We start from the raw sequence: 13,065 nt of genomic DNA on the forward strand, positions 1-13,065 counted from the left end.
AAGGGGAATGTCATGACCTCTAGCGATATCACCGACAATCTGACGACCGATCAACTCGCGACAACGGACACCACCACAACCGGAAGCACCGACCCTGTTCCGCCGCTTGCAATCTCGCTCGACCAGGCGGATGCGGACTACGCGCCCGGCGAGGCGGTAGGGATTAGTGCCACCGAAGTCGCTGATGGTGGCACACTCACGTTCCAGGTCGCCCACCTCAGCGCCGGCGCCGACGGCGTCCTCGGCACCGCGGACGACACGCTCGCCTACGATCTTACCGGCACCGGCACGCCCTGGACCGTCACCGACGGCGGCGCCGGCGATCTCGACGGCGTTGTCAACGGCTCGATCCAGACGTCGTGGTACGTCAACGGCGACGCGGTAGGCCAGGCATTCGTGCTCACGGCGACCGATCAGGCAAGCGGCCAGACCGCGACCGCGAACTTCACCGATGCCCTGACGCCCAACCCGCCACCCCACGATCTGACCTTTCAAAACACCGTAAACATTAACGGTGCGCTCTTTTCGTCCTCGAACGTCATCGTCGGTGCCGGAACGGGTCTGCTCGATCCTTTCTCCCAAGTCCAGGCCCAGGGCAACGGCACCACGGAGCAGGGGTATAACACCGATTATAATAATTTCGTCCTGGATAACGCCGGAAAAGGCGGTACAAACTTCATTCATTCATTGAATATTGCCGACATCCCGATTCAATTCGTAAACGGTGTTGGCTATTATCGGTTTGATCTTGATATCAATCAGGCCAACAAAGCGGTCGGTCAGAACCTTTCCCTGGATGCGGTCCAGATCTGGCAGGCGTCTGCCGCTGATTTGCACAATTACGATCCCGGAGTCACCCCGCAACAGGGTACCGGCAGCTTCCCGGGAGCATCGCTGCGCTACAACATGGATGCCGGCGGCGATACGTTCGTCGGGTTGAACGGCCAACTCCAGCCGGGCAGCGGCAACACCACCGACATGTCGCTGCTGGTTCCGGTCGCCAATTTTGATCCAAGCCAACCCTATATCTATCTCTATTCCGCGTTCGGCTACCAGACCGGCGGTTATCAAGGACCGGGCGAAACCGACCTGAGCACGTGGACGGCTAATTCCGGCTTCGAGGAGTGGAACCGCCAGACCGGCCAGGTGATCGATGGTCACAAGTTCAACGACCTGAACGCCGACCACATTTGGGAGGCCGGAGAACCAGCGCTTGCCGGCTGGACGATCTATCTCGATGCCAACAACAACAACGCATTGGATCCGGGCGAGCCGTTCGCGGTCACCGATGCAAGCGGGTATTATAAATTCACCGTCACGCCTGGCACTTACACGATCCGCGAGGTCCCGCAGGCGGGATGGGGCCAGGACGCGCCAAACAACGCGGAGGGCGAGTACTCCGTCACCTTGGCGGCGGGACAGGCCAGCCACAATAACGATTTCGGAAATTTCCAGCTCGGCTCGATCTCGGGCACCAAGTGGCAGGACGCCGACGGTCTGGCCTCGACGACGAACGACCGCACGACGCTCGCCGGCTGGGAGATCACGCTGCATGGCGACACCAATGGCGACGGCGTGGTCGACGTCACCTTGACGACGACGACGGATGCCAATGGCCACTACACCTTCTCCAACCTGAAGCCCGGTCTCTACACCACCGACGAGACCATGAAGAGCGGCTGGTTCCAGGTCTCCGGCTCGAGCGCCGAGACGCTGACCTCGGGCGAGAACGACACCACCGGCAACGACTTCGTCAACACGCAGCTCGGTTCCATCCATGGCTTCAAGTTCAATGACATGGACGCCAACGGCAAATACGATGGAACCGATGTCCCGATGCAGGGCATCACGATCCAGTTGGTGGGCGATGTAGACGGCAACGGCACGCTGGACACCCTTACGACCACGACCGATGCAAAGGGCTACTTCTCGTTCGAGAACCTTCGTCCGGGGACCTACACGGTCAGCGAGCTGTTCACGGATGGAACGACTTGGGGTGCGACCGTCGATCACAACAATGACGGTACCGGTGACGCCACCACGACGGTGAAAGTCCTGAGCGGACAGGAACTCGTCGCGGTCGCTGGAGAAGAGGGGCAGCTCGACTCGTTGCATACGGAAGTCAATGTCGGCAACGCCCTGACCTTCGGCAACCATGAGCTTGGCGCTCTCGGGCTCACCCCGGGCTTCTGGTACAATCACGAATATGTATGGGACGCTCCGATCCTTGGTTCCGACACCAGCAATGGCGGCGTGGACGGCAAGGGCGTCTCGCTCGCCTCCAAGCTCGCTGCTGCCGGTACGATCGTCGCGCCGGACATCGCCAATCTGTTGCCCGGGAATCTCGATGTCGACAAAGACGGTCACAAGGACCTGCTATTCACGGATGCAAGCGGCAAGTCCCTGGTGATCGAATGGGACGACGCTCGCGAGATCGTCGGCGGGGCCAATGGTACAGGCGGCGACAAGCTCGGCGATTTCGTCCGCTATGCGATCACCACGCTGCTCAATGATGCCGGTGTCCCGAACTTCAGCGCGCCAGCGGGCATGATTGCCAACATCGCCGACTGGCTGATTGCAAATGGCGGTGTGACGCATACCGACTTCAACGGAGACGGCCAGATAACAAATGCCGACCCTTATATTCTCAACTACAACAACGCCAAGGAACCCGGCAAAGACGGCTTCACCAAGACGGTCAAGGCAAGCAGCGCCGCCTGGCAGAGCGGATCCGGCGGCCTGCCGTCCGGCGCCCAAATCTTTGCCGACATGAACGCCACGACCGATGGCGCCACCGGCAACAATATGATGATGTCGTTGAACCAGTCGCATGTCTTCACGACGCAGGACGAGGGCGATCACTTCGGCGTCATATCGTCCGTGCTGAATTACTCGGGCAGCTACCTGCAGCTCCACGTCTGACGAAGCCGTGCGCAAATCTGATGCAAACACCGATCGAGGGCGATTCCATGTCGCCCTCGATCCCTCCGCGCCGGTGCGATCGGCATCTGGATCGCGCGATCAGAGGTCAAGAAAAGGCAGAGAGGACCGATATGAACCAGCGCGTTGAGAAGATCATCGACCGGCCCGACGCGCCGGAGATTTTTTGCGACGGCACGCTGGCCATAAGTTTCCGCCAGGACGTGTTGCGCCTTACGCTCTATTCGGATCGCATCGATGCCGCAGAGCGCGCGAACATCAATCGCGTCGTCGTCGGGCAACTGTCAATCCCGCCGGCAGGTTTCGTCGATCTCTACAATCAGATGACCGCGGTCATGGCGCGACTGACGCAAGCCGGAAAGGTGCATCCGGTCGAACTACCCCAGCAGCAGGCTTCCCAGGAGCAATTCCAGCAAAAGTAACGGTTTCCTGGAATTGCCCTCGGGCTTTCGCAACCGGCCTGTATTCCATTGCCACCACACCGTTGCCAAGCGGCGCGGCCGAGACCAGCTCGAGCGCGACCGGCGCGTCGGGCGGGAACAGCTGGTTACCCTGGCCGGCAGCCCCCGGATAGACGAGCAGCCGCACGCGATCGACCAGACCGGCGCCGAAAAGCTGCCGGGCGACGCTCAGGCTGCCATGCACATAGACGTTGCCGCCGGACTGTTGCTCAGCCCGGCGACGGCCGCGGGCAGGGGGCCTTCGAGGAGCTCGGCCGGTTTCCAATCGACCGCCTTGAGGCTGGCCGATGCAACATATTTCGGCAGCGCGTTGAAGCGGTCGGCGAAGTCGCCGGTCTCCGAGGGCCAATGGCGGCAAAGATCTCGTAGGTAACGCGTCCGAGAAGCATGGCGCCGCTGTCGGCAAGCTCATCCTCCTTGAACCTGTTCATCGCGTCGTTCCAGACGACATTGGGCAGCCGCTCATGCTCGGCAATGCCGTCGACGGTAATGAACTCCGTAACGGTCAATTCCCGCATTGCGTCCTCCGCATTCGACCAAATGCCACATTAATTCGAATATCGAATAATATGGCAATGGAAATATGGCGAGGCGAGGCGAGGCTCAACTGCCCGATTGTCGTGCACCTTTGGCCGCCGACTTACGCAGGACAATCCGCACAAAAAAACCCGCCATTCGGCGGGCTTTCTTTGCTTTGGCTGGAGGCCTTTGCTTAGTTGAACTTGTACTTGGCGCCAAGGCGGACGGTCTGGATCCGCGGGGTGTCTTCGAGGAAGCCGCCGGAGCCGAAGTCTTCCTTCTGGTACTGGGAATAGCGATATTCGAGACCGACGGTCATGTTGTTGGAAACGGCAGTTTCGAGGCCGCCGCCGATCGAGAAGCCGCTGGAGCCCCAGTCGTAGATATCGCCGCCACCACCGCCTGCGACGGAGCCATGCAGGTTGAAGTGCTGCCAGCTGTAACCGCCGATGACATAAGCCAGGGTCGATTCGTTGACCTTGGCGCCGATACGCGCCAGTGCATCGAAGCCGTAATCGGCGTCGCCCTTGATCGAGAGCGGGCCGAGGTCGAGCTTGGAACGGATGCCGGAGTACCGCGCGTCGAATTGAACGCCGGCGACCCAGGCGCCAAAGTCCTGATCGTAGCCGACACTGGCTTCGCCGAACACGCCTTCGCCGCCGATGCCGTCAAGCTCCCCTCCGGTGATCGAAAGGTCATGCACCTGGGCGCCTGAGCCGAGGGCGCCGCCGACATAGAAGCCGGTCCAGTTATAGGTCGGCGCGGCAAACGAGGAACCGCCGCCATTCTGGGCGTTGAAGCGGTAGTTGGCGCCGATGAGGAAGGTGTGGGTCGAAGGCTCGACATTGAGCGACGCGCCGCCCAGATCGAGCACCGACTTGTCACCATAGTCGGCATAGCGGTATTCGGTCTTCAGCGTCCAGTTGCCGCGGAGGACCGTTTCCATGCCAACGCCAAGCACATAACCGCTGCGATTCTGGGTGAAGCTGAACCCATCGCCGCCGATCGACCCGTCAAGCTTGAAGTGCTGCCAGCCATAGCCGCCGAGCACGTAACCCAAGGTGCTCGGGTTCAGCAGGTAACCCGCGCGTAGGCCGACATCGAAGCCGTAGACGTTCTGGAGGTCGGCGTCGATGAAACCGGACGCGTTCAGCGACGGGCCGATATTGCCGTAGTGAGCGTCGATGAAGCCGCCGAGCAGGAAGCGATCGCTGACCATGAAGTCGTAGCCGGCCGACAGTTCGCCGAAGACGCCATTGCCGCCAATGCCGTTGAAGCTGACGCCGGGAACGCTGATCTGGTGAACGGTCGCGCCGGCGCCGACGCCGAAGCCGACATAGACGCCGCTCCAGTTGTAGCCGGGAGCCGCCTGCTCCTGGACGACATCAGCGGCGTGCGCGGCCGACATCAAAGCGACGGCCGAAACAGCGCCCAACAGAACGGATTTCGCAGAAAGACGAAGAAACATAGCCCCATAACCCCAAGTTAAAACCCGGCGACTTTCTAGCAGGGGTTGTTGAAATTTGTAGTTGCATAAATGCCACACCGATGTGCTGACCTGCCCACCCTTGGGTGGTTTTCCGCGGGATTCGGGCAGTTCAGGTAAGATGCACCCAGAAAAGGTCAGTTTGGTTGTGGTGGCGCGTCTTCTGGCCCGACCACTTGTCCGACGGTGGACCAAGTCGCAGAAATGATCCTTGCGCGACGTCGGCCTTCAGTCTACCCTCAATCTGAGAAAACCTTTTCTCAAACCGTCGCTTTCGACATCCGCCCCCCGTCCGAATGCAACAGGCTCTTATGAGAAAAGGTTTTCTCAACTGGGAGGTCCTTCGCCGAATATGTCTTCCGACGCCGAGTCAGCACCTGTCTTTGCCCGGCCGCCGGTCACGCTGCGCGAGGTCGCCGCCGCGGCCGGCGTCAGCGTCGCCACGGCCTCGAAGGCGCTGAACGGGCAGGGGCGCATGACGGCGGAAACGCGCGAGCGCATCCGCGAGACGGCGCGGCTGCTCGGCTTCCGGCCGAACAGCCTGGCGCAGAGCCTGCTCAGAAAACGCTCCTTCACCGTCGGGCTGCTCACCAACGATACCTATGGCCGCTTCTCGCTGCCGCTGATGGCCGGCGTTTCGGATGCGCTGGTCGACAAGGGCGTCTCGGTGTTCCTGTGCAATGTCGAAGACGATCAGCGGCTCGGCCAGCTGCATGTCGAGGCCATGCTCGACAAGCGCGTCGACGGCATCGTCGCCACCGGAAAACGCATCGACCGCCATTTGCCGGTCGATCTCTCCAATCTGCGCATTCCGGTCGTCTACGCTTTCACCCAGCCCGACCCCGGCGCGGTCGGCCTCGTCTCCGATGACGCCGGCGGCGCGCGGCTGGCGGTCGAGCAGTTCGTGCGGCTCGGGCGCCGCCGTATCGCCCATGTCGCCGGACCGGCAAGCTTCGCCGTGGTGCACACGCGGGCCGATGCCTGGCGCGACGTCCTGAAGGAGAACGGCCTGGCCGCGGGCGAGCCGCTGCTCGGCGCCTGGTCGGAGGCCTGGGGCCACGATGCGGTGGCGCAACTGTTCGGCAAGGCGGGCAGGGAGGGTTGGCCGGACGCGGTCTTCTGCGGCAACGACCAGATCGCCCGCGGCGTCATCGACGCGCTGCGCGAGCGCGGTATCCGCGTGCCCGACGATGTCGGCGTCATCGGCTTCGACAATTGGGAGATCGTGGCCGAGGCGACACGTCCGCCGCTGACCTCCGTCGACATGAACCTGGCAAGTCTCGGCCGAGAAGCCGGGCTTGCCCTGCTTTCGCTCGTCGACGGCCATCCAGCCGCGCCGGGCATCAGGAAACTGCCGTGCCGGCTGGTGGTGCGTCAGTCATGCGGCAGCCCGCCGTAGTGGAGCAACAAGGCCGCGCCTCCGCATCCGCCGGGCGGCGTGGCCAAAACAGGGAGGAGAACCATGAGGAGGAGTAACGTGAAGACCATGTTTGCCAAGCTGGCTTTGGCCGCGGCCGTCATCGGCGGCGGCCTGCAGGCGGCGTCCGCCGAGACCGCCAACATCTGGGTGCGCGCCGACGGCTCGAACTTCATGCCGCGCATCGTCGACGCCTTCAACAAGGCGAACAAGGACCAGATCAAGCTCGACATCATCCCCAATGCCGAGATCATCCCGAAATATGGCGCCGCCGCCGCCGGTGGCACCGCGCCCGACGCGCTCTCGCTCGACCTGATCTACACGCCGTCCTTCGCCGCCGCCGGCCAGCTGGAGGACATCACCGACTGGGCGAAATCCTTGCCCTATTTTGCCAGCCTCTCGCCAGCGCATGTAAAGACCGGCACCTACAAGGACCGCATCTACGGCCTGCCGTTCTCGGCCGACGCCTCGGTGCTGATCTGGAACAAGAAGCTGTTCAAGCAGGCGGGGCTGGACCCAGAGAAGGGGCCGACCAACTGGGCCGAGATCGAGGCCGACGCAGAGAAGGTCAACGCGCTTGGCGGCGACATCAAGGGCTTCTACTTCTCCGGCAATTGCGGCGGCTGCAACATCTTCACCTTCACGCCGCTGATCTGGGCCTCGGGCGGCGACATCCTGTCGGAGGACGGCTCAAAGGCGACGCTCGACAGCCCGCAGCTGCGCGGCGCGATCGACCTCTACCGCTCGATGGTCAAGAAAGGTCTGGTGCCCGAGGGCGCGCAGACCGATACCGGCGCCAATTTCTTCGCGGCCTTCGCCGGCGGCAAGATCGGCCTCTCGCCCTCCGGCGCCTTCGCCATCGGCGCGCTCAACACGCAATATCCGGACGTCGACTACGGCATCACCTTCCTGCCGGGCAAGGATGGCGGCTGGTCGTCCTTCGCCGGCGGCGACAATTTCGTCGTCACCAAGGGCACCAAGAAGATCGCCGTGGTGAAGGAGTTCCTGGACTTCGCCTATTCGCTGGAGGGCCAGACGATCCTGGCCAAATATGGCAGCCTGCCGGTGCGCAACGACATCGCCAAGGACGCGCTGAAGGATCTCGACCCGCGCTACCAGGTGGCGGCCGAGGCGATGGCCAAGGGCAAGACGCCCTATTCGGTGGTGTTCAACGACCTGATCAACTCCGCCAACGGTCCGTGGACACAGATGGTCAACGAGGTGTTCTTCGGCGACGATGTCGATGGCGCCATCAAGAATGCGCAAGACACCATGCAGTCGATCATCGACCAGGCGCCGAACAAGTAGACTCCAGGGCCAGCCGGCGGCGAGGATTGCGAAACGCCTCGCCGCCAAGGCTCTGACCGGCCGCCCGCCCCGTCTCCCTGGCCGGGCGGCCGGATGATGCATCGCTAAAGATAGGGCTAGGCGTTTGATACAGCTCACTTGCACTGTCGGTTCAGGGCGACGCGAGGTTCGCGCCTCCCTTCTCCCCTTGTGGGAAAAGGTGGATCGGCGCGCAGCGCCGAGACGGATGAGGGGTGTTCCAGGGAAAGCCAGCGTCTCACTTCGCTGGAACACCTCTCATCCGTCGCCTTCGGCGACACCTTCTCCCACAAGATGGGGAGAAGGGGGAGCGCGACCATGACCTCCATCACCGCAACCTCCGTTCCCGCTCGCGCCAGGACACGCGCCGGCGTCGGCCTGCGGCAATGGGTAGGCCTGCTCTATGTCCTGCCGGCCGTCGCCTTGGTCACCGTCTTCTTCGTCATCCCGCTCGGCATGACGGCCTGGATGTCGCTCAACAACTGGCCGCTGATGGGCGAGCATTCCTTCATCGGTCTCGACAACTACGTCGCGATCCTGCGCGACACGCGCTTCTGGAACGCGCTGAAATTCACCTTCTACTATACGGTGATCGTCACCATCGCGATCTTCGCCGTCGCCTTCCCGCTGGCGATCTTCATCGAAAGGCCGCGGCCGCTCACCAATCTCTACCGCACCGCCTTCTTCATGCCGGCGGTGGTCGGCTTCGCCTCGGCGAGCCTGCTCTGGTCCTGGCTGCTCAATGTCGATTCCGGCCTGTTCAGCCCGGCCGCTTACGACCTCGGGCTGACCGCGAAGAAGGTCAATCTTCTCGCCACCTTCCAGCCGGCCTTCTGGTCGATCATCGCCATGGTGGTGTGGAAGGTCGCCGGCTTCACCATGATCATCCTGATGACCGGCCTGCAGTCGATCCCGCAGGACCTGCAGGAGGCGGCCGTCATCGACGGGGCAGGGCCGTTTGCGAGATTCCGGGCGATCACCTTGCCGCTGATGCGCCGCACGCTGGCGCTGGCGCTGATCCTGTCGGTCGCGGGCTCGATCCTTGCCTTCGACCAGTTCTACATCATCCTGCGCGGCGGCCCACGCAACCAGACGCTAACGGCCGTCTACTGGATCTTCAACCAGTCCTTCGTCTCGTTCAAGCTCGGCTACGGCGCGGCGCTCTCCATGGTGCTGCTGGCCATCCTGGTGGCGCTCAGTCTCGTCCAGCTCTGGCTGCTGCGCAAGCCCGAGGGGCTCGACTGATGGCCGAGGCGATGGCGCAGAACCGCAGGGCCGCCTTCAGCCTCGCCAGGCATTCCACCGGCGTCATCGCCTCGGTGCTGTTCCTGGCGCCGATCGTCTGGACCGTTCTGTCGACCTTCAAGCCGGCGCAGGAGGCACGCCAGCCGCCGCTGCCGCCATGGCCGACGACCGGTTTTTCGATCGAGAATTACGAGACGCTGAACTCTTTCGGCGACGGGCTGTGGGTCTCGGCGCAGAACAGCATCTATGTCTCGGTGATGACTGTGCTGCTCTCGGTGCTGGTCAGCGTGCTTGCCGGTTACGGCTTCTCGCGCTTCCGCTTTCCGTTCCGCGATTTCTTCTTCGTCCTCATCCTGTCGACGATCATGATCCCGTTCCAGTCGATCCTGACGCCGATCTTCCTGGTGCTGACGAAGCTTGGCCTGCACAACACGTTGACCGGGTTGGTCTGCGTCTATGTCACGCTGCAGCTGCCCTTCTCGATCTTCATGATGCGCAACGCCTTCGACGCCGTGCCGCGCGAGATCGAGGAGGCCGCGCGCATGGACGGCGCCAACAACGTCACCATGCTGGTCAAGGTAATGCTGCCGCTGGTCTGGCCGGGCGTCGTCACCATCGCGCTGTTCGCCTTCCTCGGCGCCTGGAACGAGTTCCTGGCAGCCCTTGTGCTGATGACCGACCAGTCCAAATTCACCTTGCCGGTGATGATGACCGCACTTCAGTCCGGCCGCTTCGGCGCCATCGACTGGGGCGCGGTGCAGGCCGGCGTCACGGTGATGATGGTGCCTTGCCTGATCCTGTTCCTGGCGCTGCAGCGCTTCTACATCCGCGGCCTCATGGCCGGAGCCGTCAAGTAATTCGAATGGAGTGACGTTCATGACAGCATCGCAGCCCGCCGCGCAGACCGGCACCTCCGCCAGGCTGAAGCTCGCTTTCCGCCCACTGCCCGTGCCGCAGGTCGATGTCCGCGGCTTCTGGGGCGACCGTGTCGACGCCGTCGCCGCCAAGACCGCCGGCATCCTCTACGACCGCTGCGTCGAGGCGCGCATGCTGGAGCAGATCGACCCGGACGTGCCATCGCCCGGCGTCGTCATCCCGTTCCATGTCAGCGACGGCTTTACCGCGCGCACCGTGACGACGCAGATGTTCTGGGATTCCGACTGGGGCAAGACCATCGAGACCGCGGCCTATTCGCTCTACCGCCGCCGCAATCCCGAACTCGAAAAGAAGATCGACGCCGTCATCGACATGTACGGCAAGCTGCAGCAGGAGGACGGCTATCTGTCCAGCTGGTACCAGCGCATCCAGCCCGGCCTGCGCTGGACCAACCTGCGCGACTGCCACGAGCTCTATTGCGCCGGCCATCTGATCGAGGGCGCGGTCGCCTACTATCAGGCGACCGGCAAGCGCAAGCTGCTCGACATCATGAGCCGCTATGCCGACCACATCGCCGACACTTTTGGCCCGGAGCCCGGCAAGCGGAAGGGCTATTGCGGCCATGAGGAGATCGAGCTGGCTCTGGTCCGGCTGGCGCGTGCCACCGGCAGCGACAGATATATGAAGCTGGCTAAGTATTTCATCGACCAGCGCGGCCAGCAGCCGCATTATTTCGACGAGGAGGCCCGCGCCCGTGGCGCCGACCCCAAGGACTTCCACTTCAAGACCTATGAATACAACCAATCGCACAGACCGGTGCGGGAGCAGGACAAGGTCGTCGGCCATGCGGTCAGGGCGATGTATCTCTATTCCGGCATGGCCGACATCGCGACGGAGTATGCCGACGACACGCTGAAAGTCGCGCTCGAGAGGCTCTGGGACGATCTGACGACGAAGAGCCTTTACGTCACCGGCGGCCTCGGCCCGTCGAAAGACAATGAGGGTTTCACCGACGACTACGACCTGCCCAACGAAACCGCCTATGCCGAGACCTGCGCTTCGGTCGGCCTGGTGTTCTGGGCAAGCCGCATGCTCGGCATGGGCCCGAACGCCCGCTACGCCGACATGATGGAGCGCGCCCTCTACAATGGCTCGATCTCCGGCCTGTCGCTCGACGGTTCGCTGTTCTTCTACGAGAACCCGCTGGAGAGCCGTGGCGGCCACCATCGCTGGAAATGGCACCGCTGCCCGTGCTGCCCGCCCAATATCGGCCGCATGGTGGCGTCGATCGGCAGCTATTTCTACGGCCTGGCCGACGATGCGCTGGCGGTGCACCTTTATGGCGACTCGACCGCCCGTTTCGAGATCGCCGGCCGGCAGGTCACCCTGGTCCAGACCAGCAACTATCCCTGGGACGGCGCGGTCGCTATCGAGGTCGGACCGGAGGCGCCGGTTACGTTCACGCTCCATCTGCGCGTGCCTGCCTGGTGCCGCAAGGCAGCACTTCGGGTCAACGGCAAGATGCTTGATCTCGAAGCGGCGACGGTCGAGGGCTATGCCGCGATCCGCCGCGAATGGCGTCAGGGCGACCGGGTCGAACTCGACCTCGAAATGTCGATGGCGCGCCTCTTCGCCAACCCGAATGTGCGCCAGGACACCGGTCGCGTAGCACTTGCGCGCGGCCCGCTGCTCTACTGCGTCGAGGAAACCGACAATGGCGGCGGACTGCATCGCATCGCCTTGCCGCGCGAGGCAAGGCTCGAGGCGCACAAGGAGCCGAACCTGCTCGGCGGCGTCGTCACCCTTTCGGCCATCGGCAGCCGGGCCGAAACGGAGAACTGGGGCGCCGATCTCTACCGTCCCCAACCGCCCGCCACACAGGAAACGAAACTCAAGGCGGTTCCCTATTTCGCTTGGGACAATCGCGATCCCGGCGAGATGCTGGTCTGGCTCAGGGAAGGGTGAGCGCGGCTCCGGCTTCCGCATATGGCGGGCCGGCCGTTCTCATCGAGGATGGCCGTGCAAGCCTATCGAGGATCGGCAGTTGGCGCGGACTGCGCCGGTGCCTGTACATGCGTGTCGATGTTCATGCTCACTTCCGTCACCAGCTTGCGGCGAAGGGCCGTGACGTAGTCGTGCGGTTCCTTCGGTGACATCACAAAGGCTTGTGAGCCGCCGATGACGGATCGGGCAAAGTAGGAAGCCAGCGGCTGGTGGGGATCCTCGTCATCCGCCGGGATGGCGATCGCGTTGATCGTGTAGCCCTTGGCGATCGCGTTCTCCCGGCTCGGCTGAACAGGCAGCCCGTCATTGTTCTCGCCATTTGAAGAGATGTCGATCACCTTCTTCATGGCGGTCCCGGGGAACTCGTCGAGCAGGAGGCCTCCGACATCGATTGCCGTCGACACCGAAGTTCCGCCCCGGCCCCTGCGGATATGACCGGTATCGCCTTTATTCCTGATCACCGACGCGGCCGCCTTGGCATCTTCCAGTCCGCAGATGCGTGTCCACGGCAGCACGGTGCGCGAGCGGCCTGGGCTCGACCATTCGAAATAGGCCACGCCTATGCAGCCGAGGTAATTCTGGGCGATGGCTCTGATGATCTCGGGCGAGGTGAGTGCCGTGGCATGCCCTTCGCGCTGCAGGTCGGCGATCTTCGGATCGATCGAAGAGGAGAAGTCCACCGCGAAGACGACGGCGACGTCAACCTTCATCGATGCCGGATCGATGTTGGTTGCATCAGCGGCATGCCCCCAAAGGACCGCGGCAGCCAGCGTCGTCAGCCTGGCCAATGA

The 13,065-nt window shown here is 63.1% G+C and carries 10 protein-coding genes; 7 read left to right on the forward strand and 3 right to left on the reverse strand.

All coding sequences use genetic code 11. The annotated features are described in order from the left end of the window. The first annotated feature begins 12 nt into the window (after positions 1–12). A complete protein-coding gene (locus FJ471_RS00450) occupies positions 13–2,922 on the forward strand; it encodes an SdrD B-like domain-containing protein (RefSeq protein WP_140801203.1) in 2,910 nt (969 codons plus the stop codon). A 20-nt stretch (positions 2,923–2,942) separates the two neighbouring features. Next, complete coding sequence (locus tag FJ471_RS00455) at positions 2,943–3,362, forward strand: hypothetical protein (RefSeq protein ID WP_140801204.1); 420 nt, start codon at positions 2,943–2,945, stop codon at positions 3,360–3,362. Here the strand turns inward: FJ471_RS00455 and FJ471_RS00460 are convergent. Then, positions 3,274–3,813, reverse strand: a complete 540-nt coding sequence (locus FJ471_RS00460) for a dihydrofolate reductase family protein (RefSeq protein ID WP_246684557.1) — start codon at positions 3,811–3,813, stop codon at positions 3,274–3,276. The genes FJ471_RS00455 and FJ471_RS00460 overlap by 89 nt on opposite strands. A 300-nt stretch (positions 3,814–4,113) precedes the next feature. Continuing rightward, positions 4,114–5,388, reverse strand: coding sequence for an outer membrane beta-barrel protein (locus tag FJ471_RS00465; protein WP_181179033.1), 1,275 nt, complete (start codon positions 5,386–5,388; stop codon positions 4,114–4,116). Between the two features lie 370 nt (positions 5,389–5,758). Between FJ471_RS00465 and FJ471_RS00470 the strand changes: the two genes are divergently transcribed. From FJ471_RS00470 to FJ471_RS00490, 5 genes are all read left to right on the forward strand, one after another. Beyond that, positions 5,759–6,805, forward strand: coding sequence for a LacI family DNA-binding transcriptional regulator (locus tag FJ471_RS00470; protein WP_140801205.1), 1,047 nt, complete (start codon positions 5,759–5,761; stop codon positions 6,803–6,805). A gap of 78 nt (positions 6,806–6,883) precedes the next feature. Next, the gene (locus tag FJ471_RS00475) at positions 6,884–8,131 is read left to right on the forward strand and encodes a sugar ABC transporter substrate-binding protein (RefSeq protein ID WP_140801206.1); all 1,248 of its coding nucleotides are present in this window, start codon (positions 6,884–6,886) and stop codon (positions 8,129–8,131) included. A 336-nt stretch (positions 8,132–8,467) separates the two neighbouring features. Beyond that, complete coding sequence (locus FJ471_RS00480; protein WP_140801207.1) at positions 8,468–9,394, forward strand: sugar ABC transporter permease; 927 nt, start codon at positions 8,468–8,470, stop codon at positions 9,392–9,394. Then, positions 9,394–10,251 carry a carbohydrate ABC transporter permease gene (locus FJ471_RS00485; RefSeq protein ID WP_140801208.1) on the forward strand — a complete coding sequence of 286 codons (858 nt, stop codon included), beginning with the start codon at positions 9,394–9,396 and terminating at the stop codon, positions 10,249–10,251. The genes FJ471_RS00480 and FJ471_RS00485 overlap by 1 nt, the downstream gene beginning before the upstream one ends. Positions 10,252–10,270: 19 nt before the next feature. Further along, a complete protein-coding gene (locus FJ471_RS00490) occupies positions 10,271–12,235 on the forward strand; it encodes a glycoside hydrolase family 127 protein (RefSeq protein WP_140801209.1) in 1,965 nt (654 codons plus the stop codon). A 62-nt stretch (positions 12,236–12,297) separates the two neighbouring features. On the opposite strand, the gene FJ471_RS00495 is transcribed toward FJ471_RS00490, so the two are convergent. Then, on the reverse strand, positions 12,298–12,984 hold the full coding sequence (locus tag FJ471_RS00495; RefSeq protein ID WP_224669906.1) for a DUF1194 domain-containing protein: 687 nt from the start codon (positions 12,982–12,984) through the stop codon (positions 12,298–12,300). Positions 12,985–13,065 lie beyond the last annotated feature (81 nt).

It is taken from the genome of Mesorhizobium sp. B2-7-1 (genome assembly GCF_006440735.1).
Classification (GTDB): domain Bacteria; phylum Pseudomonadota; class Alphaproteobacteria; order Rhizobiales; family Rhizobiaceae; genus Mesorhizobium.